This window comes from Streptomyces sp. NPDC002138 (assembly GCF_040296485.1).
Taxonomy (GTDB): Bacteria; Actinomycetota; Actinomycetes; order Streptomycetales; family Streptomycetaceae; genus Streptomyces.
The window spans coordinates 90434-112582 of the sequence record NZ_JBEOXE010000018.1; the positions used below are offsets into that span (position 1 = coordinate 90434).

At 73.4% G+C, this 22149-nt stretch carries 22 protein-coding genes; 17 read left to right on the forward strand and 5 right to left on the reverse strand.

The features are described 5' to 3' along the window. Positions 1 to 4: 4 nt before the first annotated feature. Positions 5 to 1177: an 8-amino-7-oxononanoate synthase gene (locus tag ABT084_RS14595; protein WP_351042704.1), complete on the reverse strand. Its 1173-nt coding sequence runs from the start codon at positions 1175 to 1177 to the stop codon at positions 5 to 7. A gap of 156 nt (positions 1178 to 1333) precedes the next feature. Here ABT084_RS14595 and bioB point away from each other — a divergent pair, with 156 nt between their 5' ends. The 11 genes from bioB (at position 1334) to ABT084_RS14650 (ending at position 12440) form a co-directional block, all read left to right on the forward strand. Next, on the forward strand, positions 1334 to 2626 hold the full coding sequence (bioB, locus tag ABT084_RS14600; protein WP_351042706.1) for a biotin synthase BioB: 1293 nt from the start codon (positions 1334 to 1336) through the stop codon (positions 2624 to 2626). After that, complete coding sequence (locus ABT084_RS14605) at positions 2619 to 3941, forward strand: adenosylmethionine--8-amino-7-oxononanoate transaminase (RefSeq protein WP_351042709.1); 1323 nt, start codon at positions 2619 to 2621, stop codon at positions 3939 to 3941. Before bioB ends, ABT084_RS14605 begins: the two co-directional genes overlap by 8 nt. A 50-nt stretch (positions 3942 to 3991) precedes the next feature. Next, positions 3992 to 4723, forward strand: a complete 732-nt coding sequence (gene bioD, locus ABT084_RS14610; protein ID WP_351042795.1) for a dethiobiotin synthase — start codon at positions 3992 to 3994, stop codon at positions 4721 to 4723. 120 nt (positions 4724 to 4843) lie between these two features. After that, positions 4844 to 5518, forward strand: coding sequence for a class I SAM-dependent methyltransferase (locus ABT084_RS14615; RefSeq protein WP_351042712.1), 675 nt, complete (start codon positions 4844 to 4846; stop codon positions 5516 to 5518). A 107-nt stretch (positions 5519 to 5625) separates the two neighbouring features. Then, the gene (locus ABT084_RS14620; protein ID WP_351042715.1) at positions 5626 to 6054 is read left to right on the forward strand and encodes a GNAT family N-acetyltransferase; all 429 of its coding nucleotides are present in this window, start codon (positions 5626 to 5628) and stop codon (positions 6052 to 6054) included. Positions 6055 to 6225: 171 nt separating this feature from the next. Beyond that, complete coding sequence (locus ABT084_RS14625; RefSeq protein ID WP_351042718.1) at positions 6226 to 7686, forward strand: hemolysin family protein; 1461 nt, start codon at positions 6226 to 6228, stop codon at positions 7684 to 7686. Continuing rightward, on the forward strand, positions 7683 to 8702 hold the full coding sequence (locus ABT084_RS14630) for a hemolysin family protein (RefSeq protein ID WP_351042721.1): 1020 nt from the start codon (positions 7683 to 7685) through the stop codon (positions 8700 to 8702). The genes ABT084_RS14625 and ABT084_RS14630 overlap by 4 nt, the downstream gene beginning before the upstream one ends. Before the next feature lie 76 nt (positions 8703 to 8778). Further along, the gene (locus ABT084_RS14635) at positions 8779 to 9570 is read left to right on the forward strand and encodes an SGNH/GDSL hydrolase family protein (protein WP_351042723.1); all 792 of its coding nucleotides are present in this window, start codon (positions 8779 to 8781) and stop codon (positions 9568 to 9570) included. A gap of 112 nt (positions 9571 to 9682) precedes the next feature. After that, positions 9683 to 11116 carry an adenylosuccinate lyase gene (purB, locus tag ABT084_RS14640; RefSeq protein ID WP_351042726.1) on the forward strand — a complete coding sequence of 478 codons (1434 nt, stop codon included), beginning with the start codon at positions 9683 to 9685 and terminating at the stop codon, positions 11114 to 11116. Next, on the forward strand, positions 11113 to 11655 hold the full coding sequence (gene mug / locus ABT084_RS14645) for a G/U mismatch-specific DNA glycosylase (RefSeq protein ID WP_351042798.1): 543 nt from the start codon (positions 11113 to 11115) through the stop codon (positions 11653 to 11655). Before purB ends, mug begins: the two co-directional genes overlap by 4 nt. After that, positions 11652 to 12440, forward strand: a complete 789-nt coding sequence (locus tag ABT084_RS14650; protein WP_351042801.1) for a hypothetical protein — start codon at positions 11652 to 11654, stop codon at positions 12438 to 12440. Before mug ends, ABT084_RS14650 begins: the two co-directional genes overlap by 4 nt. Here the strand turns inward: ABT084_RS14650 and ABT084_RS14655 are convergent. From ABT084_RS14655 to ABT084_RS14665, 3 genes are all read right to left on the reverse strand, one after another. Then, entirely contained in the window at positions 12437 to 12799 is a 363-nt protein-coding gene (locus ABT084_RS14655) for a hypothetical protein (RefSeq protein ID WP_351042729.1), read from the reverse strand. The genes ABT084_RS14650 and ABT084_RS14655 overlap by 4 nt on opposite strands. Before the next feature lie 115 nt (positions 12800 to 12914). Continuing rightward, entirely contained in the window at positions 12915 to 13667 is a 753-nt protein-coding gene (locus tag ABT084_RS14660) for an ABC-2 transporter permease family protein (RefSeq protein WP_351042731.1), read from the reverse strand. Between the two features lie 62 nt (positions 13668 to 13729). Next, positions 13730 to 14644 (reverse strand): ATP-binding cassette domain-containing protein, encoded by a 915-nt coding sequence (locus tag ABT084_RS14665; protein WP_351042734.1) that lies wholly within the window; start codon positions 14642 to 14644, stop codon positions 13730 to 13732. Positions 14645 to 14744: 100 nt separating this feature from the next. Between ABT084_RS14665 and ABT084_RS14670 the strand changes: the two genes are divergently transcribed. From ABT084_RS14670 to ABT084_RS14685, 4 genes are all read left to right on the forward strand, one after another. Further along, positions 14745 to 14969 (forward strand): hypothetical protein, encoded by a 225-nt coding sequence (locus ABT084_RS14670; protein ID WP_351042737.1) that lies wholly within the window; start codon positions 14745 to 14747, stop codon positions 14967 to 14969. A 127-nt stretch (positions 14970 to 15096) separates the two neighbouring features. Further along, positions 15097 to 16272: a sensor histidine kinase gene (locus ABT084_RS14675; protein ID WP_351042739.1), complete on the forward strand. Its 1176-nt coding sequence runs from the start codon at positions 15097 to 15099 to the stop codon at positions 16270 to 16272. A gap of 4 nt (positions 16273 to 16276) precedes the next feature. Next, positions 16277 to 16927, forward strand: coding sequence for a response regulator transcription factor (locus tag ABT084_RS14680; protein ID WP_351042742.1), 651 nt, complete (start codon positions 16277 to 16279; stop codon positions 16925 to 16927). A 111-nt stretch (positions 16928 to 17038) separates the two neighbouring features. Continuing rightward, entirely contained in the window at positions 17039 to 18199 is a 1161-nt protein-coding gene (locus ABT084_RS14685) for an ROK family transcriptional regulator (RefSeq protein ID WP_351042744.1), read from the forward strand. 263 nt (positions 18200 to 18462) lie between these two features. On the opposite strand, the gene ABT084_RS14690 is transcribed toward ABT084_RS14685, so the two are convergent. Next, complete coding sequence (locus ABT084_RS14690; RefSeq protein ID WP_351042747.1) at positions 18463 to 19245, reverse strand: GntR family transcriptional regulator; 783 nt, start codon at positions 19243 to 19245, stop codon at positions 18463 to 18465. Positions 19246 to 19528: 283 nt separating this feature from the next. Here ABT084_RS14690 and ABT084_RS14695 point away from each other — a divergent pair, with 283 nt between their 5' ends. Next, positions 19529 to 20458, forward strand: a complete 930-nt coding sequence (locus ABT084_RS14695; protein ID WP_351042750.1) for an alpha/beta fold hydrolase — start codon at positions 19529 to 19531, stop codon at positions 20456 to 20458. Positions 20459 to 20563: 105 nt separating this feature from the next. Next, positions 20564 to 22126: an alkaline phosphatase D family protein gene (locus ABT084_RS14700; RefSeq protein WP_351042752.1), complete on the forward strand. Its 1563-nt coding sequence runs from the start codon at positions 20564 to 20566 to the stop codon at positions 22124 to 22126. Positions 22127 to 22149 lie beyond the last annotated feature (23 nt).

Genomic DNA, 22149 nt, shown 5'->3' on the forward strand with positions numbered 1-22149 from the left:
TTGCCTAGTGTTCCGTGGCTCCGGCCGGCGCGGTCGCGAGGATCGTGTCCACGGCCCGGGTGATCTCCTCCCCCGTGAGATCCCCCCGGGCGGTCAGCCGCAGCCGGGAGATCCCGTCCGGCACGGACGGCGGCCGGAAACAGCCCACGGAAAGACCTGCCTCGCGGCAGTCGGCGGCCCAGCGCAGTGCCGCCGCGGCCGACGGGGCCCGTACCGACACCACGGCCGCGTCCGGCCGGGCCGCGGTCAGGCCGGACGCGGTGAGCCGCCCGTACAGCCGGTCGGCCACCTCGCGGGCCCGCGCCGCACGCTCCGGTTCCCTCTGGAGCAGGCGCAGGCTCGCGAGGGCCGCCCCCGCGGCCGCCGGCGCCAGCCCGGTGTCGAAGATGAAGGTCCGGGCACTGTTGATCAGGTGCCGGATCACCCGGGCCGGCCCGAGCACCGCCCCGCCCTGGCTGCCCAGGGACTTCGAGAGGGTCAGGGTCGCCACCACGTCGGGCGCGCCCGCGAGCCCCGCGGCGTGCAGCGCGCCGCGGCCGCCCTCGCCCAGCACCCCGAGCCCGTGCGCGTCGTCCACGACCAGGGCCGCGCCGGCCTCCCGGCAGACGGCGGCGTACCCGGCGAGCGGCGCGGCGTCCCCGTCCACGGAGAACACCGAGTCGCTGACCAGCAGCGCCCGCCCGGTGTGCCCGGCCAGCGCCTTGCGCGCGGTGTCCGGATCGGCGTGCGGGATCACCTGGGTCCGGGCCCGTGAGAGCCGGCAGCCGTCGACGATCGAGGCGTGGTTCCCGGCGTCGGAGACGACCAGGGTGTCCCGGTCGCTGAGCGCGGTGACGGCGGCGAGGTTGGCGGCGTACCCGGAGGACAGGACCAGCGCGGCCTCGAACCCGCAGAACGCGGCCAGCTCCCGCTCCAGCTCGGCGTGCAGCTCGGTGGTCCCGGTGACCAGCCGCGACCCGGTGGCTCCGGCGCCCCAGCGCTCGGCCGCTTCGCGCGCGCCCGCGACCGTCTCGGGGTGCCGGGTCAGGCCGAGGTAGTCGTTGCTCGCGAGATCGAGCAGGGGCGAGGACGCCGGGCGGGGACGCAGCGTCCGGACGAGCCCGGCGCGCTCCCGGGACCGCTCCGCGTCATCGGTCCAGGCGAAGACATCGGCGGGGTCGGGGGTGTGCTGGGGCATCGGCGGGTCCTCGTGTTTTGTCGGCAGTCCACAGACCTGCCCGACCCTAGCCGCCGTGACTCCGGCGCCAGGTGTGGCGATACACACACTCCGATCCGGCCATGTTGTGCGATCTCTCCTTGGCCGGGAGTGGTCGTGTGGTCCAGGATCGGCCTCATGGACCTGCTGAACACCCTGGTGGACAAGGGGCTGCGGCGCGAGCTGCCGACCCGCGAAGAGGCGCTCGCCGTGCTGGCGACCTCTGATGACGAACTGCTCGACGTGGTGGCCGCTGCCGGCAAGGTGCGCCGCCAGTGGTTCGGGCGTCGGGTCAAGCTGAACTACCTGGTCAACCTGAAGTCGGGCCTGTGCCCGGAGGACTGCTCCTACTGCTCCCAGCGTCTGGGTTCGAAGGCGGAGATCCTGAAGTACACGTGGCTGAAGCCGGAGGAGGCCTCCCAGGCCGCCGCGGCCGGGGTCGCGGGCGGCGCGAAGCGGGTCTGCCTGGTGGCGAGCGGCCGCGGGCCGACGGACCGGGACGTGGAGCGGGTCGGCAAGACCATCGCCGCGATCAAGGAGCAGAACGAGGGCGTCGAGGTCTGCGCCTGTCTGGGTCTGCTGTCGGACGGTCAGGCGGAGCGGCTGCGCGACGCGGGCGCCGACGCCTACAACCACAACCTCAACACGTCCGAGGCGACGTACGGGGCGATCACGAAGACCCACACCTACGCGGACCGCGTGGACACCGTGCAGAAGGCGCACGCGGCGGGTCTGTCCGCCTGCTCGGGCCTGATCGCGGGCATGGGCGAGAGCGACGAGGACCTCGTCGACGTCGTCTACTCGCTGCGCGAGCTGGACCCCGACTCGGTGCCGGTCAACTTCCTGATCCCGTTCGAGGGCACCCCGCTCGCCAAGGAGTGGAACCTCACCCCGCAGCGCGCGCTGCGGATCCTCGCGATGGTGCGCTTCGTCTGCCCCGACGTCGAGGTCCGCCTCGCGGGCGGGCGCGAGGTGCACCTGCGCTCGATGCAGCCGCTGGCGCTGCACCTGGTCAACTCGATCTTCCTCGGCGACTACCTCACCAGTGAGGGCCAGGCCGGTCAGACCGACCTGGACATGATCGCGGACGCCGGTTTCGAGGTGGAGGGCGCGGGTACGTCGACCCTCCCCGCGCACCGCTCCGACGTGGCGGCCGGTGGCTGCGGGTCGCACGGCGGGGGCGCGGGCGCGTCCGTCTGCGGTTCGGCCGCTCCGGCCGGCGCGGAGGCCGGCGCGGGCTGCGGTTCGGCGTGCGGCGGGTGCTCCAGCCACGCCGAGGACGAGACGGCCGCCGTACCGGCCCGGGCCGCGTCGGGGAACGTCTCCTCGGCGAACGCCTCCTCGGGACAGGCCCAGGCCGGCGAGGTGCGCTCCGACCTGGTGGCCGTGCGCCGCCGCGGCGCGGGAACGGAACTCGCCCCCAATGCCTGATCCGCACCACCCGCTCGACGCGCTGCCGGCCGCCGAACTCCTCGCGCTGGACCGGCAGCACGTCTGGCACCCGTACGGACCCATGCCCGGGCGGCAGGAGCCGCTGGTCGTCTCCTCCGCCTCGGGCGTCCGGCTGCGGCTCGGCCAGGCCTCCGAAGGCCGGGACGAGCTGGTGGACGGGATGTCCTCCTGGTGGTCGGCCATCCACGGCTACAACCACCCGGTGCTCAACGAGGCCGTACGGGACCAGCTCGGCCGGATGTCCCACGTGATGTTCGGCGGGCTCACCCATGAGCCCGCCGTGCGGCTCGCGGCGAAGCTCGTCGAGATCGCCCCGTCCGGTCTGGAGCACGTCTTCCTCGCGGACTCCGGCTCGGTCGCGGTCGAGGTCGCGGTCAAGATGTGCCTCCAGTACTGGACTTCGCTGGGCCGCCCGGGCAAGACCCGCCTGCTCACCTGGCGCGGCGGCTACCACGGCGACACCTGGCAGCCGATGGCCGTGTGCGATCCCGAGGGCGGGATGCACGAGCTGTGGTCGGGCCGGCTGCCGGAGCAGCTCTTCGCGCAGGCCCCGCCCGACGGTTTCGACGCGCCCGTGGACCCGGCGTACGTCGACCACCTGCGCTCCCTGGTCTCCGCGCACGCGGACGAGCTGGCCGCGGTGATCGTGGAGCCGGTGGTGCAGGGCGCGGGCGGCATGCGCTTCCACTCCCCCGGCTACCTGCGGGTGCTGCGCGAGCTGTGCGACGAGTACGGCGTGCTCCTGATCCTGGACGAGATCGCGACCGGGTTCGGGCGCACCGGCGCCCTGTTCGCGGCCGGCCACGCGGGGATCACCCCGGACGTGATGTGCGTCGGCAAGGCGCTGACCGGCGGGTACATGACGCTGTCGGCGACGCTCTGCACGGCGCGGGTGGCGGACGGGATCTCGCGGGGTGCGGTGCCGGTGCTGGCCCACGGGCCGACGTTCATGGGCAATCCGCTGGCCTGCGCGGTGGCCCTGGCCTCCCTCGACCTGCTGCTGTCCCAGGACTGGGCGCGGGAGGTCAAGCGGATCGGGGCCGGGCTGCTGGAGGGCCTGGCTCCGGCGGCCGGCCTGCCCGGGGTGAAGGACGTACGCGTGCTCGGCGCGATCGGGGTGGTCCAGCTGGACCACGAGGTGGACGTGCGGGCGGCGACCCTGGCGGCCGTCCGGGAGGGCGTGTGGCTGCGCCCGTTCCGGGACCTGATCTACACGATGCCCCCGTACGTGACGGGTGACGGTGATGTCGCGCGGATCTGCCGTGCGGTGTGCGCGGCGGCGCGGGAAGGCTGAACGGTTCGATGAATACGGGTGCGGGCACGATGGGTGCGGGTACGGGCGCGATGGGTGCGGCTGCGGCGGGTGTGGTGGTGGTGTCCGGTACGGGCACCGAGATCGGGAAGACCGTCGTCACCTCGGCGATCGCGGCCGCGGCCGTGGCGGCCGGGCGCTCGGTGGCGGTGCTCAAGCCCGCGCAGACCGGCGTCGGTCCGGACGAGGACGGTGACGCGGCCGAGGTGAGGCGGCTCGCGGGCGCCGGGGTGACCACCCTGGAGCTCGTCCGCTATCCGGAGCCCTTGGCTCCGGACACGGCCGCGCGGCGGTCCGGGCTGGCCACGGTCGGTCCCGCCGAGGTGGCGGAGGCGGCCTCCAAGCTGGCCACGGAACACGACCTCGTCCTCGTCGAGGGGGCGGGCGGCCTGCTCGTCCGCTTCGACGAGGCCGGCCACACCCTCGCCGACGCGGCCCGGCTGCTGCGGGCCCCGGTCCTGATCGTGGTCCCCGCCGGGCTCGGCACCCTCAACTCCGCCGCGCTGACGGCGGAGGCGCTGCGGGCCCGCGAGCTGGCAGCCCTGGGGCTCGTGGTGGGCAGCTGGCCCACCACGCCCGACCTCGCCTCCCGCTGCAACCTGGCCGACCTGCCCTCCGTCTCCGCGATGCCACTGCTCGGGGCGGTCCCGCAGGGCTCCGCGGCCCTGGCACCGGCGGCCTTCCGCACGGCGGCGCCCGGCTGGCTCGCCCCGGAGCTGGGCGGCGGCTGGTCGGCGACGGAGTTCCTGCGGACCTGGGCCTGAGCGAGCGGGCCCGGCGCCCCGCGCGGCGTGCCGCGGTGAACCCTCGCGCCGCGAGGGGATGACGGCGCGCTTCGGGGGGAGACTGGGAAGCGTGCGTACGTCCGCCCAAGGAGGTTCGTCATGTCTCCGCGCCGCCCGCAGGCCCTGCCCCGGGACGCCGTCCACCATCCCCTGTTCGCCCGCTTCTACGCCCGGATGAGCGTCCAGGCCGACACCCGCGGCGGCCTCGCCGTACTGCGCGAGGAGCTGCTGTACGGCCTCTCCGGCCGGATCATCGAGATCGGCGCGGGCAACGGGCTGAACTTCGCCCACTACCCCCGCGCCGTCTGCGAAGTGGTCGCGGTCGAACCGGAGCGGACCCTGCGCCACCTCGCGACCTCCGCCGCCCGGCGCGTCGAGGTCCCGGTGGACGTCGTACCGGGCGCCGCCGAGGCCCTCCCGGTCAAGAGCGAGGCCTTCGACGCGGCCGTGGCCTCCCTGGTGCTGTGCACCGTACGGGACCTGCCGCGCTCCCTCGCGGAGCTGCACCGGGTCATCCGGCCGGGCGGTGAGCTGCGCTTCTTCGAGCACGGGCTGGCTCCCGGGCCCGTGATGGCCGGGGTGCAGCGCGCGCTGGACCGGACCGTGTGGCCCCGGCTGTTCGGCGGCTGCCACACCGCGCGGGACACCCTGGCCGCGATCGAGGCCGCCGGGTTCCGGATCGTCGGCCAGCGCGGGGTGCGGGTGCCGGAGCGCGGGCCCGCGCTGCCGACGTCGTACTGCGTGATCGGATCGGCCCGGCGCTCGGACGACTGAGGCGGCGCGGGACGAGGACGGGCAGGGCGGGACGGCGCGGGACGGCGCGGGACGGCACCGGGAAAGGCCGTTGCCCGGGCGGCGGCATCCGTGTTTGGCTCACAGCCATGATCGATGCGTGCATACGGACGGCCGAGGCGACCGAAGCCGAGCGGGTCCTGGCCTTCTGGCGGGAAGCGGCGGAGGGCACCTCCATCACGGACGACGTGGACGGGGTGACGCGGCTCATCCGGCGCGATCCGCAGGCCCTGATCCTCGCCGAGTCCGACGGGGTCCTCGTGGGGTCCGTGATCGCGGGCTTCGACGGCTGGCGCTGCTCGCTCTACCGGCTGGCGGTGCTCCCCTCGCACCGGCGGCGGGGGATCGGGGCGGCGCTCGTGGAGGCCGCCGAGCGGCGTTTCCTGGCGGTCGGCGGGCGCCGCGGCGACGCGATGGTGCTGGAGGCGAACGGGCCGGGGCAGCGGGCCTGGGCGGCGGCCGGGTACCACCGCGAGGACCACTGGCGCCGCTGGGTCAAACCGTTCGGCCCGGCGTAGCCGCCCGCTGCGCACCCCCGGCCGATGCGCATACTTTGCCGGTCCTTTACCCTAGGGGGAGCTGTTCCCCTCCAACGAAAGGTGTGAGCGTCCGCCCATGGGCGAGCCTCCCAGTACCCGACATCGCGCGATACCCCTCCTCCTGTCTGATCATGGGACGGAGGTGAACCGATGACCGAAGTGCTTCTGCTCGTCGTCGCGCTGCTGCTCTGCCTCGCGTGCGGGGCCTTCGTCGCGGCCGAGTTCTCGCTGACGACCATCGAGCGCAGCGAACTCGAACGCGCCGTCGAGCGCGGCGAGCGCGGGGCCGACAGCGCCCTGGCCGCCGTCAGGACCCTGACGTTCCAGCTCTCCGGCGCCCAGCTCGGCATCACCGTGACCGGTCTGATCATCGGCATGATCTCCAAGCCGTCGATCTCCGCCCTGCTCCAGGGCCCGTTCGAAGCCATGGGACTGTCGGCCGGGGCCGCCTCGTCCACCGCCCTGATCCTCGGCACCGCCGTGTCCACCGTCGTCCTGATGGTCGTCGGCGAGCTGGTCCCGAAGAACTGGGCGATCTCGTCCCCGCTGGCCGTCGCCAAGCGGGTGGCGACCATGCAGCGGATGTTCAGCCGCGCCTTCCGGCCGCTGATCGGCCACCTGAACACCACGGCGAACCACATGGTGCGCCGCTTCGGGATGGAACCGGCCGAGGAGCTGGCCTCCGCGCGCAGCCCGCAGGAGCTGGTGGCGCTGGCGCGGCATTCGGCGAAGGCGGGCGCGCTGGAGAAGGACACCGCCGAACTCTTCGTCCGGACCCTGAACCTGGCCGACCTGACCGCGGAGAACGTCATGACCCCGCGGGTCCAGGTCACCGCCCTGGACGTGCAGACAACGGCGGAGGACGTGGCGAACGCGACCATGGCCACCGGCCTGTCGCGCTTCCCCGTCTACCGCGGCAGCCTCGACAGCGTCGTCGGCACCGTCCACATCAAGGACGTCCTGGCGCTGCCCGCCGCGGAGCGGCACCGCTACCCGGTGTCGCAGTTGCTGCGCGAGCCGCTGCTGGTCCCCGAGTCGCTGACCGTGGACCGGCTGCTGGACCGGCTGTCCGGCAAGCACACGATGGCCGTGGTGATCGACGAGTACGGCGGCACCGCCGGGGTGGCCACGCTGGAGGACATCGTCGAGGAGGTCGTCGGCGAGGTCCGGGACGAGCACGACCCGCACGAGACCCCGGACCTGGACCCGGCCGGTACGGACGCCTCCGGCCGCGCGCTCTTCTCCGCGGACGGATCGGCCCGCACCGACCAGTTGGAACGGATCGGGCTGCGGGTGCCGGACGGCCCGTACGAGACCCTCGCCGGGCTGATGGCGACCCAGCTGGGCCGCATCCCGGTGGTCGGCGACAGCGTGGAGCTGGGCGGCTGGCACCTGGACGTCGTGGACGACAGCGGCCGCCGCGCCGCGCGCGTGCTCCTGCACGTGCCGGCCGAGCTGCCCGCCGAAGAGCCCGGTGGCCGCGAGCGCCGCAGACACGGCAGGAAGAGCGACAGGCATCCGGGCGACGGGCAGCCGGGCGACAGCCGGCCGAGCGACAGGCACCCGAGCGACAGGCACCCGAGCGACGGAGACCCGGAGGAGGGCCGATGACCGCGATCCAACTGCTGATCGGCCTGGCGACCCTGGTCGTCAACGCCTTCTTCGTCGGCGCGGAATTCGCGCTGATCTCGGTCCGGCGCAGCCAGATCGAGCCGTACGCCGAGCAGGGCGACCGGCGGGCCCGGGCCGTGCTGTGGGGCCTGGAGCACGTCTCGGCCCTGATGGCCGCGGCCCAGCTGGGCATCACGCTGTGCACCCTGGTGCTCGGTGTGGTCGCCGAGCCGGCCATCGCGCACCTGCTGACCCCGCTGTTCGACCTGGTCGGCGTGCCGGTCGGGGTGACCCACGCGATCTCCTTCGTGGTGGCGCTGGCCCTGGCGACGTACCTGCACATGCTCTTCGGCGAAATGCTGCCGAAGAACGTGGCGCTGGCCGAGCCGGTCCGTACCGCGCTGCTGCTCGGACCGCCGCTGGTGGCCCTGACGCGGGGCCTGAGGCCGGTGATCTTCGCGATCAACGCCTTCGCCAACGCCCTGCTGCGGATGCTGCGCGTCGAGGTGAAGGACGAGGTCGCCGCGACCTTCTCCGACGCCGAGCTGGCCCGGATCGTCAAGGACTCCAGTGCCGCGGGCCTGATCGACGGCCGCGCGAGCGAGCGGCTGTACGACGCCCTGGAACTGGGCCGCAGGCCGGTCATGGACGTGGCGCTGCCCATGGACCGGGTGGTCTCGGCCGGGGAGGGCATCACGCCCGAGGGGCTGGAGCGGCTCTCGGCCGCGTCCCGGTACTCGCGCTTCCCGGTGCTCGACGCGCAGCAGAAGATCCTCGGCTACCTGCACGTCAAGGACGCCCTCGACGTGAGCGCGCGGGACGAGCCGTTCCCGGTCTCCGCGCTGCGGCCGATCGCCCAGGTGCGGGCCGAGACACCGATGGACGACGTGCTGACCGCCATGCGGCGCAGCCGTACGCACCTGGCGGCGGTCCTCGGGGCGGACGGGGCCATGACGGGCCTGGTCACGATGGAGGACGTGCTGCGCGAGCTGTTCGGGAACCAGACGCCCGCGTAACGGCCGGCCGGCTGGCCGCGCGGTTCCCCCGTCCTGCTCGCAGGACCGGGGAACCGCGCGGTAACATCGCTCCGCCATGGAGATGAATGCGTCTTACACGAGTCTGGTCGCGGTCGGCGACTCCTTCACCGAGGGCATGTCCGACGAACTGCCGGACGGCTCCTACCGCGGCTGGGCGGATCTCCTCGCCGCCCGCCTCGCCGCGCGCGAACCCGGCTTCCGCTACGCGAACCTCGCGGTGCGCGGCAAGCTGATCGGGCAGATCGCCGAGGAGCAGGCGCCGCTCGCCGCCTCGATGGGCGCGGACGTGGTGACCCTGGTGGGCGGCCTGAACGACACCCTGCGGCCGAAGGTCGACATGGGGCGGGTACGCGGCCACCTGGAGACCGCCGTGGAGACGCTGGCCCCGGCGTGCGGCCGGCTCGTCCTGATGCGCTCGCCCGGCCGCCAGGGGCCGGTGATGGAACGTTTCCGTCCGCGCATGGAAGAGCTGTTCGTCATCATCGAGGAGCTGGCGGCGCGGCACGGAGCGCTGGTCGTCGACCTGTACGGCGCCCCCGTCCTCGGCGATCAGCGGCTCTGGCACGTCGACCGGCTGCACCTCACGGCCGAGGGCCACCGCCGGGTCGCCGAAGCCGTGTGGCAGGCCCTGGGACTGCCCGCGGAGGACGACTGGCGCGCCCCGCTGCCCGCTTCGCTGCCGCCGGGCTGGGCCCTGCGGCGCGCCCACGACGCGCGCTTCGCCCGCGAGCACCTGCTCCCGTGGATCGGCCGCCGCCTGACGGGCCGCTCCTCCGGCGACGGCCGCCCGGCGAAGCGGCCCGAGCTGCTGCCGTACGACGCCGCGGCCGCCGAGCGGCTCCCGTAGGCCCTGTCGGGCGCCTGGTCGCTCCGTCTCGCCTCTCGTAGCAATCCACAACCTGGGGCGGGTCACCCACCTGCGTAAACGCACAGCCGAACCGCAAGTAGAATCCCTACACGTGACTGCCAAGCCCCGCATCCCCAATGTCCTGGCCGGCCGCTACGCCTCCGCGGAGCTCGCCGTCCTGTGGTCCCCCGAGTACAAGGTGACGCTGGAGCGGCGGCTGTGGCTCGCCGTGCTGCGCGCCCAGAAGGACCTCGGCATCGAGGTCCCCGACGCGGCCCTCGCCGATTACGAGCGCGTCCTGGCGCAGGTCGACCTGGCCTCCATCGCCGAGCGCGAGAAGGTCACCCGGCACGACGTGAAGGCCCGGATCGAGGAGTTCAACGCCCTCGCCGGTCACGAGCACGTGCACAAGGGCATGACCTCCCGCGACCTCACCGAGAACGTCGAGCAGCTCCAGATCCGGCTCTCCCTGGAACTGGCCCGTGACCGCACGGTCGCCGTGCTGGCCCGCCTCGGCAAGCTGGCCGGCGAGCACGCCGAGCTGGTCATGGCCGGACGCTCCCACAACGTCGCGGCGCAGGCCACGACCCTGGGCAAGCGCTTCGCGACCGCCGCCGACGAGCTGCTCGTCGCCTACGGCCGTCTCGAGGACCTGCTGGAGCGCTACCCGCTGCGCGGGATCAAGGGCCCGGTCGGCACCTCCCAGGACATGCTCGACCTCCTCGGCGGCGACACCGCGAAGCTCGCCGACCTCGAGCAGCGGATCGCGGGCCACCTCGGCTTCGCGCACGCCTTCACCTCGGTGGGCCAGGTCTACCCGCGCTCGCTCGACTACGACGTGGTCACCGCGCTGGTGCAGCTCGCCGCCGCCCCGTCCTCGATCGCCAAGACCATCCGCCTGATGGCCGGACACGAGCTGGTCACCGAGGGCTTCAAGCCCGGCCAGGTCGGCTCCTCCGCGATGCCGCACAAGATGAACACCCGCTCCTGCGAGCGCGTGAACGGCCTGATGGTCATCCTGCGCGGCTACGCCTCGATGACCGGCGAGCTGGCGGGCGACACGTGGAACGAGGGCGACGTCTCCTGCTCCGTGGTCCGCCGGATCGCGCTGCCGGACGCGTTCTTCGCCTTCGACGGCCTGCTGGAGACCTTCCTGACGGTCCTGGACGAGTTCGGCGCCTTCCCGGCCGTCGTCGCCCGCGAGCTGGACCGCTACCTGCCCTTCCTGGCCACCACCAAGGTCCTGATGGGCGCGGTGCGGGCCGGAGTGGGCCGCGAGGCCGCCCACGAGGTCATCAAGGAGCACGCGGTGGCCTCCGCGCTCGCGATGCGCGAGCAGGGCGCGGAGCGCAACGAGCTGCTCGACAAGCTGGCGGCCGACGAGCGCATGCCGCTGGACCGGGCCCAGCTCGACGCCCTGATGGCCGACAAGCTGTCCTTCACCGGCGCCGCGGGCGACCAGGTCGCCGTGATCGTCTCCCGGATCGAGGAGATCACCAAGCAGCACCCGGAGGCCGCGGGCTACACCCCGGGGTCGATCCTCTGACCCCCGAAGAGCTGGCCGCCGCCCGCGACCGCATCCTCCCGGATGTGGTCGCGGGCGGTTTGCGCGTGCTGTTCTGCGGCATCAACCCCGGCTTGCTGTCCGCCGCCACGGGCCACCACTTCGCCCGCCCCGGCAACCGCTTCTGGCCGGTCCTGCACCTGTCGGGGTTCACCCCGCGCCGCCTGGCCCCGGCGGAGCAGGAGGAGTTGCTGACCTACCGCCTGGGCATCACCAACGTCGTGGCCCGGGCCACCGCGCGCGCCGACGAGCTGAGCGCCGAGGAGTTCCGCGAGGGCGGCCGCCTCCTGACGGCCAAGGTGGAACTCCTGCGCCCTCAGTGGCTGGCCGTGGTCGGCGTCACGGCCTACCGCACGGCCTTCGACGAGCGGAAGGCCCGGATCGGCCCGCAGGAGCGGACCATCGGCGCCACCCGGATCTGGGTCCTGCCCAACCCGAGCGGCCTGAACGCCCACTGGACCGCCGACACCATGGCCGAGGAGTACGCCCGCCTCCGCCTCGCCGCCGAGGCGGACCACTGACCGCCCCGGCCGCCCCGCGCGCATCGGACCCGCCCCGCCGGCTCCCCCTGCTCTTCCTCGACGTCGACGGCCCCCTCATCCCCTTCGGCGCCCCACCGAACACCTACCCGTCCTACGAGCCCACGCCCCACCCGGAGCCCCGGCCGACGCCCCCGTCGACGCCCCACCCGGCGGCCCCGTCAGCGCCCCGCCCGGCGCCCCCATCGACGCCCCACCCGGCGGCCCGGTCGGCGGCCCCCGCGACGCCGACCGCGAGCGAAGGGCATCCGCTCCTCCCCCGGCTCGACCCCGGACACGGCCCACGGTTGGCGGCGCTCCCGTGCACCCTGATCTGGGCCACGACGTGGATGGCGGACGCGAACACATGCATCGCGCCCCGGCTGGGCCTGCCACCACTGGAGGTGATGGCCTGGCCGGCGCCGCCCGCCACGGCGGAACCGGTCACCCAGGCCCTCCACGAGGCACAGGAGGCGCAGGAGGCCCGGGACGAGCGGCTCGGCCTGCACTGGAAGACCCGTGCCCTCGTCGCCCGGGCGGCGGCCCTGCCGTTCATCTGGGTCGACGACGAGATCACGGACCCGGACCGGGCCTGGGTGGCCGCACACCACCAGGGTCCCGCCCTGCTCCACCGGGTCGACCCCCGCCGAGGCCTCACCGCCGCGGACTACACCGCCCTCGCCGACTGGCTCCGCGCCCCCTCACCCCAGCCGTCGCCCTGGCCGCCGCACTGGACCCCCGACCCACCCCCGCGTTCCGGGCCGAGGAGCACCGGCGGCCGGCGCTAGGGCGGATCGATCACGGTCACCGCGGCCATCAGCTGGGGTGAGTGGTCGGCCCCCCACTCGGCCGCGTATACGACCACCCACTGCTCGCCGACCCTCCATCCGTGCACGTGGTCCGTGGTGCCGCTCATCTCCCCCCAGGGCTCCGGCACCACCTCCCCCGCGACCACCCGCGCCAGCAGACTTCCGACGGAGAACACCTGCGCCTCCCCCCAGCGCTCCGTCAACCGCTGGGTGAGGGCGCCGTACTCGGCCGAGATCTGCTCGGCTCCGGCTATCCGGTCCGCCGCGTCCTCGTCTCCGTACCAGTGGCTCTCGCCCAGCTCCACGAGGTGGTAGCCCGGCCCGCTCCTCTCGGTCACCGATCTGCTCCGCGCCGCGGGGAACCCGCGTGTCCGGAGCCGGTCGATTGCCTCGATGTGCGCTGCCGTCGTCATGTCGTCAGTATCCCCAGGGCCACTGACAACTGGCCCGGCGTCATGCGTCCCGCCGCCGTACGGCGATCCAGCCGCCCACGAGCGCGGCCACCGCCCACAGTGCCGTGACGCCCAGCCCCGCCCACGGGCCGAGATCTCCCTGCGGCCGGCCGCTCAGCACGAGCTGCCCGGCACGGTCCGGCAAGTACTGCCCAAGTCCGCTCGCGTGGTCGCCGATGACGAACGAGACCAGCAGGATGAAGGGTATGAGCAGGCTCAACACGGCCGTGCCACCGCGCAGTACCGCGGTCAGCCCGGCCGCGAAGAGCACCATGAGGGTGAGGTAGACCCCGCTGCCGATGACCGCGCGGAGCGCGCCCGGCGAGTCGAGGCCGAGGCCCCGGTCCCCCATGAGGGCCTGTCCGGCCACGAAGGTGACGAATCCGGTGAGCTGTCCGGCCACGAGCGCGAACCCGCCGATGACCACGACCTTGGAGAGGTAGAACCGGGTGCGGTTCGGCACCGCGCCGAGGCTGACGCGCAGCGCCCCATGGTGGAACTCGGAGGCGAAGGCCTTGACCCCGAAGGTGATGGCCGCTATCTGCCCGAAACTGACACCGTAGAAGGCCAGGCGGAGCGGATCGCTCCCCGCGCCATCGGCCTCCGAGGGCCCGATGGTGGCCGACGCCAGGGCCTGGATGCCCACCGTGGCGCCGAGTATCGAGACGAGCGCCCAGAGCGTGCCGCGCAGCGACCGTATCTTGATCCATTCCGAGTGCAGGACGGGGACGTTGGGCAGCGCATGAGCGTTCATGGCTGGTTCTCCAGTCAGAGCGTTGGGGTGTGGGCCGAGGCCGACGCGTGGCGACACGGGACTCAGCGCGAGGTCGAGGCGAAGGGGGTCGCCTCCGCCGTGAGATCGAGGTAGGCCTGCTCCAACGAGGCGCGCTCGTCGGCCAGTTCCAGGAGGGGTATGCCGTCGCGGGCCGCGAGGGCCCCGATGCGCTCGGCTTGGATTCCGTCCACCGTCCAGCGCTCCTCCTCGGCCTCCACCATCGAGAACCCGTCCGCGGCGAGGGCTGCCCGCAGCCGCACCGGATCCGAGGTGCGCAGCTGTACCCTCGGGCTGCTCCGTGCGTCGATGAATGCCTTCATCGACGTGTCGGCGAGAAGCTTCCCCTGGCCGAGGACGACCAGGTGTTCCACGAACGACGCGGTCTCCGCCATGAGATGGCTGGATACCAGGACCGTCCGCCCTTCCGCCGCGAGCCGCCGGAGCATGTCCCGGATCCAGATGATGCCTTCGGGGTCGAGTCCGTTGGTCGGCTCGTCCAGGAGCACCACCCCGGGGTCGCCGAGCAGAGCCGCGGCTATGCCCAGGCGCTGGCGCATCCCCAGCGAGAAGGTCTTGATGCGCCGCCCGGCCACCGCCGCGACACCGGACTGCTCGAGCACCTCGTCGACCCGTCGGGCCGGTATGCGGTTGCCGACCGCGAGGGCCAGCAGGTGGTCCCGGGCGGTCCGGCCGCCGTGCGCGGCCTGTGGGTCGAGCAGTGCCCCGACGTGGTGCAGCGGTTCCTGGAAGTCGGTGAACGCCCGGCCGCCGATGGTGGCGGTGCCGGAGGTCGCCCGGTCCAGGCCCAGCAGCAGCCTCATCGTCGTCGACTTGCCCGCGCCGTTGGGTCCGAGGAAGCCCGTGACCCGGCCGGGCAGTACCTCGAAGCTGAGGTGGTCCACGGCGCGGGTGGCGCCGTACACCTTGGTCAGTTCACGGATCTCGATGCTGTTCATGGCTCAAGGCTCGCTGTCGGCCCGTCGCCGATCCTCCCCCGTGCGGGGGGATCCCCTCCCCCGCACGGGGGAGGGGATCCGCCCTGCCTACACTCGCCGCGTGAACACCATCAAGTGCACCCAGTGCGGGGCCGTCGGACTCGAGCAGGGATTCGTCGAGGACTCCGGGGAGAACTCGCGGGGATACGCACGCTGGATCGCCGGGGCGTTGGAGCGCGGGGTCTTCGGCGGCGCGAAGCGGATGGGCCGGCCACGCTGGCAGATCGACGCCTTCCGCTGCCCGCGCTGCGGCCACCTCGAGCTGTTCGCGCGCGACCGCGTCTGACCCGGTTCGCACGGCCCGTCGTCTTCCCGCCGGGAGACAGCACTCCCCGCGTCTCCCCCGCCCGGGGGTCCCCGTCTCCCCCGTGCGGGGGTGCCAGGGGTGATCGGGCGGCTGCCACGATGGCGGCATGTACCGACTCCTCCGGGCACCGTTCAAGGCGGTGACCTACACCCGCTGGCTGCACCTGTGCGTGCCCATGCTGATCGTGGCCGTGTGGATGTTCATCATGCCCTCATCGCCTCTGGTGCCCCTGCTCCTGGTGGCACCGTTCGGCCTGGTCCCCTGGGTCCGTCTGGCCGAGGGTCTCCAAGCGCGGTTCCTCCTCACCCCCCAGGACCGGGGCGAGGACCACAAGAGCGCCATCAGCGCGTCTCCTTCGGCGCGTTGGGGAGACCGGTGGCGGACGGTGCTGTGGCTCGAGATACGGCTGGTGCTCTCGAGCGCCGCCCTCTTCTCGACCGTCTATCTCTCGTCGGCTTCCGTCGAGCTGGGCCTGGCGGCCTTCGGTCACCCGTCCACCCGGCCCTGGGTGCCGCTGGACCTGCCGCGCTGGGCGGCGGGCTTCCTCACACCCGTGCCGGTGATCCTGCTCATCGGGTTCATCATCCTGCTCGGCGAAATGATCAACTCGATCGCCGGCCGCCTGCTCGGGCCTTCGGCGGCGGAGCGTCTCACAGCGCTGGAGGCACGCACCGAGCAGTTGTTGGAGCGCAACCGCATCGCGCGTGAGCTGCACGACTCGATCGGCCACGCGTTGACCGTCGCGGTGATACAGGCGGGGGCGGCCCGCGCCGCGGGGAGCCCCGAGTTCACCGAGCGGGCCTTGCGCGCGATCGAGGAGACCGGGCGGGCCGCGCTGGAGGACCTGGAGCGCGTGCTGCTGGTGCTGCGGGAGTCCGGGCGGCCGCCCTCACAGCGGCCGACGCTCTCGGAGGCGGACCGGCTGCTGGAGTCGGCCCGGGCTTCGGGGGCGTCCGTGGACAGCGAACTGCGCGGACCGCTGGATCAGTTGCCCGGCCCCGTCACCCGTGAGGGGTACCGGATCCTGCAGGAGGCCCTGACCAATGTACTGAGGCACTGCGGGCCGGTGCCGGTCCGCGTGCGGGTCGAGGTGGCGGTCGGGAGGCTGGACCTCGAGGTGACCAACCCCCTGCCGGACGGGCCCACCCTGATGTCGGGCGGCGGCAGCGGGCTGCGCGGGATGCGCGAGCGGGCGGCGCTGCTGGGCGGGACGGCCGAAACCGGTCCGCACGACGGCAATTGGAGGGTGCGCGCCCGGCTCCCGCTGGAACGAATACGCTGACGGGATGCCGGTTACCGTACTGCTCGTCGACGATGAACCCCTGGTGCGGGCGGGGCTGCGCGCCGTCCTGGAAGCCCAGCCCGACATCGAGGTGGTGGGTGAGGCGGCCGATGGGGCAGCGGTGGTACCGCTGGTTCGCCGGTTGCGGCCGGACGTGGTCGCGATGGACGTTCGGATGCCGTTGCTCGACGGGATCGAGGCCACCCGGGCCGTCATCAAGAGCGTCGACAACCCCCCGAAGATCCTTGTGGTCACGACCTTCGAGAACGACGAGTACGTCTACCAGGCGCTGCGTGCCGGAGCCGACGGATTCCTCCTGAAGCGGGCCCGCCCGTCGGAGATCGTCCACGCGGTCCGCCTGGTCGCGGAGGGCGAGACCCTGCTCTTCCCGGCGGCGGTGCGCGCGCTCGCCGCCGAGTACGGGAACCGCGCGGCGCGCAGCACGCTGGAGCGGGCCGCGCTGACCGAGCGGGAGGAAGCGGTGCTGCGGCTGATGTCCCGGGGGCTGACGAACGCGGAGATCGCCGGAGAGCTGTTCGTCGGGGCGGAGACCGTGAAGTCTCACGTCAGTGCGGTGCTGGCGAAACTGGGGGCGCGCGACCGGACCCAGGCAGTGATCATGGCCTACGAATCGGGGTTCGTCGCCCCGGCGTGAGAGTGCGGCGAGCAGGGTCGGCTTCCGGCCGATGGGGGGCCGCTTCTCGCCGGCACCCCGGGCGCGCAGTACGATCCGGCTGAACAAGCGCGCTAGCTGGGAGGACACACGTTGGGGCAGCTGACCGGCGGGGACCCCTCGCTGCTCCGGCGGATCAATTCCGCCGTGGTCTTGCGGGCGCTTCGCGCGGCCGATTCACCGACACTCACGGATCTCACCCGGCTCACCGGGCTCTCCAGGCCCACGGTCGAGGGGGTCGTCGAGGGGCTCATGGGCACCGGGCTCGTCATGGAGGCCGAAGCCGAGGAGGGCGCTCGTAGACAAGGGCGGCCGGCCAGGCGCTTCCGGTTCCGTACCGAGGCGGGTCATCTGCTCGGGATCGAGATCGGCTCGCACCGGGTCGCGGCGCTGCTGTCCGGACTGGACGGGCGGGTGATCGGGGCCGGTACCAAGGAGGTCTCCGAGTCGGCTTCGGCCGACGAGCGGCTCGACCGGGTCAGGGCCACGGTCGCCGACCTGCTGCGGCGGGCCGGGGTACCGAGGGACTCGCTCCGCGCGGTCGGCGTCGGCAGCCCGGGCATCGTCGAGGCGGACGGCACGGTCCGTCTGTGCACAGCCCTGCCGGGCTGGACCGGCCTCCCGCTCGGTGAGCGGTTGCGGCGGTCCTTCCGCTGCCCGGTCCAGGTGGAGAACGACGCGAACGCGGCGGCGGTAGCCGAGCACTGGAAGGGCGCCGGGCGGGACACCGACGACCTGGTGTTCGTCATGGCGGGCCTCAGCCCGGGTGCCGGTTCGCTGATCAACGGCCGGCTGCACCGGGGCTTCGGCGGGGCGGCGGGCGAGATCGGCGCGCTGCACCTGCTGGGCCGTGAAGTGACGCCGGAGAAGCTGTTGTCGACCACGGGTGAGCCGCTGCATCCGCTGGACGAGCAGGCGGTCGCTTCGGTGTTCACGATGGCCAAGCAGGGCGACGAGGGTGCGGTGGCCGCCGTGGAGCGGTTCATCCAGCGTCTCGTGCACGACGTGGCGGCCCTGGTGCTGGCGATGGATCCCGAGCTGGTGGTGGTCGGGGGCTGGGCGGCCGGGCTGGACGGGGTCCTGGACCCGCTGCGGCGGGAGCTGGAGCGGTACTGCCTGCGGCCGCCGCGCGTCGCGCTGTCCCTCCTCGGGGAGGCGGCGGTGGCGACCGGAGCGTTGCGGCTGGCGCTGGACCAGGCGGAGGAAGAGCTCTTCGCGGTGGAGAAAACGGTCACGGCCCCCGGCCGCGCCTGACCCCGCGCATCGCGGCCCCGGGCGACCGCCGTCCCGCCCCGGCCAGGCGCGCCGCGGCGTCGGCGCCCGACGTGGAGGCGAGCGGCGCATGGTGGCCTGCGGGGCGTGGATGCCGCCGTCGACCACCCGGTCCGTCGACCACCCGGTCCGCTGACCGCACCGGAGCGCCTCCCGCCGCCCGGGCGTGCCGCGAGGCGGCCCCCGGAAGGGGCCGCCTCGGGATGGTGCACGGGTCAGGGAGCCGCCGGGACGCGCGGTCAGCGTCAGGAGGCGACGAGGGTCTCCGGGTGGTGGCTGATCCGGACGTCGCCCGAGTCCCCGAAGGTCAGGCGGCAGGTGTCCGCGCGGTAGGTCGCGACCGAGACCGCCGCGGTGCCCTCGGCCGTGAAGAAGCGGGTGGTGACCACCAGCACCGGGGCTCCGGGCAGCCGGTCGAGCTCCTTGGCGTCGTCGGCGCGGGCCGAGCCGAGTTCCACGGACCGGTCCTGGCCCTCGAGCTCCAGGCGCTGCAACTCCCGCAGCACGGCGCGGGCGCGGGCGGGCCCGGCCGGGGCGTCTATGCCGGACAGGCCCGGCACCGAGGAGCCGGGGACGTACAGCAGCTCGGCGGCGACGACCTGGCCCTGGGTGACCCGGGTCCGGCGCACCGTGTGCACGGTGCGGTCCGTACCGAAGGGCACGGCGGACGCGGTACCGAGGATCTTGGCGACGGCGGCGCCGGGCAGGGTCTCGGCGGCGTCCACGAGCTGCCACCCGTCGACGGCCTCGCCGGGCCAGGCGTGCTGTGCGCTGCCGACGGCGACGCCCACCCGCGGCGGGGCCACGGTGGTGCCGACGCCGCGTCGGCGCTGGAGCCTGCCTTCGAGTTCCAGCTGCTCGAGCGCCTGGCGCAGGGTCGCGCGGGCGACGCCGAAACGGGCCGCCAGGTCACGCTCGTTGGGCAGCACCTCGCCCACGGCGAAGTCCTGGTCGAGCGCCTCGCTGAGCACGGTCTTCAGGTGCCAGTACTTCGGCTCCGGCACCGTTTCGAGCTGCGTGGTCCCCACCCTGACTCCTCCTGCCATCGCTGCAATCGCCGTGTTCCAGCGGCAGTTCCGCGCCTTTGTTTATTAAAGGTCCTTGCACTATCCCTGCGACGATAGGACGGCGCATGTACTTGGTCAAGACCAATGCTCATCCCTTTGCCGGGCATAACGGGTATTCGTATCAAGCCGTTCACAGGATGTTCTCGACGGCCCCCGAGGCTTGTAGTGGGGTGCTACCGGGCGGTAATCATTACTGACAGCGAGTCTCACAGCGTCCACCGCCGCACCGCACCCGAGGAGCAGCATGACCAGCACCGCCTCCCTCGCCATCGCCGACGCCTCTCCCGCGAGCGCCCCCGCCTCCGTCTCCTTCGACATCGAGTCCCCGCTCGGCACCCGTTCCACGACCGTGACCTACGAGCGCAAGGGCGCGGGCGAGCCGCTCCTGCTGCTCCACGGCATCGGCCATCACTTCCAGGCCTGGCGCCCGGTCACCGACATCCTGGCCGCCGATCACGACGTCATCGCCGTCGACCTGCCCGGTTTCGGTGCCTCGGCGCCGCTGCCGGGAGGGGTGCCGTACGACCTCGCCACCGTCGCCCCCGCCCTGGGCGCCCTCTGCGCCGCCCTCGGGGTCGATCGGCCTCACGTGGCGGGCAACTCCCTGGGCGGACTGCTCGCGCTCGAGATGGGCCGCGTCGGCCTGGTCCGCTCCGTGACCGCCCTCTCCCCCGCCGGGTTCTGGAGCGAGACCGAGCGGCGCTATGCCTTCGGGGCGCTGCGCGCGATGCGGGCCGGGGCCCACGCCCTGCCGCTTCCGGCCGTGGCGCGGCTCTCCCGCAGCGCCGCGGGCCGGGCCGCCCTCACCGGCACCATCTACGCCCGCCCCGCACGCCGGTCCCCCGACGCGGTGGTCGCCGAGACCGTCGCGCTGCGCGAGGCCACCGGTTTCGAGCCGACCCTGGCCGCGGGGGGCTCCGTACGGTTCACCGCCGACGTGCCCGGGGTGCCCGTCACCATCGCCTGGGGCGAGCGCGACCGGCTGCTGCTGCGCCGCCAGGGCGTCCGCGCCAAGCACACCATCCCCGGCGCGCGGCTGGTGCGGCTGCCGGGCTGCGGCCACGTCCCGATGAACGACGACCCGGCCCTCGTCTCCCGGGTCATCCTCGACACGACCCGCGCCGGACTCCGGGCGGCCGGCACCGCCGAACTCCCCGCGGTCAGCGTCGGCTGACGGCTGTTCATCCACGGTTCGCGTGCGCGACGCGGCCGGGCCGGAGTGCCGGCGGCACACTGGTCCGGCCCGTGCGAGACCGACCGGAACCCTGGAGACGCACCGATGCCGCACACCCGCCGGACCCTGCTCACGGGTTCACTCGCCGCCTCCGCCGCACTCGCCCTCCCGCTGGGTCCGGCCGCACCGGCCTTCGCCCGGTCCGGCCGCCCGAGCACCTCGTGGGGCACCCAGGCCGGTGAGGTCACGGAGCGGTCGGCGCTGATCTGGACCCGCGCCGACCGGCCCGCCCGGATGTACGTGGAGACCTCGCCCACCGAATCGTTCCGCCGCGGGGTGCGCCGCCACCCCGGCCCCCTGCTCGGGCCGGCCACCGACTTCACCGGCACCACCCCCCTGCGCGGCCTCCCGCCGGGCGAACAGGTGCACTACCGCGTGGTGGTGGCCGACCCGGACGACTACCGGCGTACGGGCGAGCCCGCTTACGGCTGCTTCCGCACCACGCCCGTCTCGCGCCGCTCCGGGGTCCGTTTCCTGTGGTCCGGCGACCTCGCCGGCCAGGGCTGGGGCATCAATCCGGACCTCGGCGGCTACCGGGTCTTCGACGAGATGCGCCTGCGCGACCCCGACTTCTTCCTCTTCAGCGGGGACACCATCTACGCGGACGGACCGCTCCAGCCGAGCGTGACGCTGCCCGACGGCCGCGTCTGGCGCAACGTGACCACCGAGGAGAAGGCGAAGGTCGCCGAGACCCTCGCCGAGTTCCGCGGGAACTTCCGCTACAACCTGCTCGATCGCAATCTCACCGCCTTCAACGCGCAGGTCCCGGTCGTCGCACAGTGGGACGACCACGAGGTCCGCAACAACTGGTATCCCGGCCAGCTGCTGGAGGACCCGCGCTACACCGTCAAGCAGGTCGACGTACTGGCCGAACGCGCCCGCCGTGCCTTCGGCGAGTACTTCCCGGGCCGGGCGATCGACCCCGCCACCCGCGCCGAGGGCCGTGTGCACCGCGTCGTCCGCCACGGTCCGCTGCTCGACGTCTTCGTCCTCGACATGCGCACCTACCGCAACGCCAACTCCCCGGACCGCCAGAGCACCGACCCCGTCGGCATCCTGGGCGCCGAGCAGCTGGCCTGGCTCAAGCGGGAGCTGTCCCGTTCCCGCGCCACCTGGAAGGTGATCGCCGCCGACATGCCGCTGGGCATCGTCGTCCCCGACGGTACGGCCGACTTCGAGGCGGTCGCCCAGGGCGACCCGGGCGCCCCGCTCGGCCGGGAACTGCAGATCGCCGAACTCCTGCGCCACATCAAGCACCAGCGCATCACCGGCACCCTCTGGCTCACCGCGGACGTCCACTACACGGCGGCCAACCACTACGCCCCGGAGCGGGCGGCCTTCCAGGACTTCGCACCGTTCTGGGAGTTCGTGTCCGGACCCGTCGGCGCCGGTGGCTTCCCGCACGGCAGGCTCGACGCGACCTTCGGCCCCGAGACCGCCTTCGTGCAGTCGGCGCCGGTGGCCAACATGTCCCCGGCCGAGAACCCGCCGTACTACGGCGAGGTGGAGATCGACGGCCCGAGCGGGGCGCTGACCGTACGGCTGCGCCGCCAGGGCGGCGACGTCCTCTTCACCAAGACGCTCCGGCCGGGACAGGTGGGTCAGTAGCCGTGTCGGCGACAGGCCACCGA

What these genes read in the sequence shown, in the direction of transcription:
- ABT084_RS14595 (WP_351042704.1), bottom strand. Translation starts at nt 1,177, where the DNA reads ATGCCCCAGCACACCCCCGACCCCGCCGATGTCTTCGCCTGGACCGAT.
- bioB (WP_351042706.1), top strand. Translation starts at nt 1,334, where the DNA reads ATGGACCTGCTGAACACCCTGGTGGACAAGGGGCTGCGGCGCGAGCTG.
- ABT084_RS14605 (WP_351042709.1), top strand. Translation starts at nt 2,619, where the DNA reads ATGCCTGATCCGCACCACCCGCTCGACGCGCTGCCGGCCGCCGAACTC.
- bioD (WP_351042795.1), top strand. Translation starts at nt 3,992, where the DNA reads ATGGGTGCGGCTGCGGCGGGTGTGGTGGTGGTGTCCGGTACGGGCACC.
- ABT084_RS14615 (WP_351042712.1), top strand. Translation starts at nt 4,844, where the DNA reads ATGTCTCCGCGCCGCCCGCAGGCCCTGCCCCGGGACGCCGTCCACCAT.
- ABT084_RS14620 (WP_351042715.1), top strand. Translation starts at nt 5,626, where the DNA reads ATGATCGATGCGTGCATACGGACGGCCGAGGCGACCGAAGCCGAGCGG.
- ABT084_RS14625 (WP_351042718.1), top strand. Translation starts at nt 6,226, where the DNA reads ATGACCGAAGTGCTTCTGCTCGTCGTCGCGCTGCTGCTCTGCCTCGCG.
- ABT084_RS14630 (WP_351042721.1), top strand. Translation starts at nt 7,683, where the DNA reads ATGACCGCGATCCAACTGCTGATCGGCCTGGCGACCCTGGTCGTCAAC.
- ABT084_RS14635 (WP_351042723.1), top strand. Translation starts at nt 8,779, where the DNA reads ATGGAGATGAATGCGTCTTACACGAGTCTGGTCGCGGTCGGCGACTCC.
- ABT084_RS14660 (WP_351042731.1), bottom strand. Translation starts at nt 13,667, where the DNA reads ATGAACGCTCATGCGCTGCCCAACGTCCCCGTCCTGCACTCGGAATGG.
- ABT084_RS14665 (WP_351042734.1), bottom strand. Translation starts at nt 14,644, where the DNA reads ATGAACAGCATCGAGATCCGTGAACTGACCAAGGTGTACGGCGCCACC.
- ABT084_RS14675 (WP_351042739.1), top strand. Translation starts at nt 15,097, where the DNA reads ATGTACCGACTCCTCCGGGCACCGTTCAAGGCGGTGACCTACACCCGC.
- ABT084_RS14680 (WP_351042742.1), top strand. Translation starts at nt 16,277, where the DNA reads ATGCCGGTTACCGTACTGCTCGTCGACGATGAACCCCTGGTGCGGGCG.
- ABT084_RS14695 (WP_351042750.1), top strand. Translation starts at nt 19,529, where the DNA reads ATGACCAGCACCGCCTCCCTCGCCATCGCCGACGCCTCTCCCGCGAGC.
- ABT084_RS14700 (WP_351042752.1), top strand. Translation starts at nt 20,564, where the DNA reads ATGCCGCACACCCGCCGGACCCTGCTCACGGGTTCACTCGCCGCCTCC.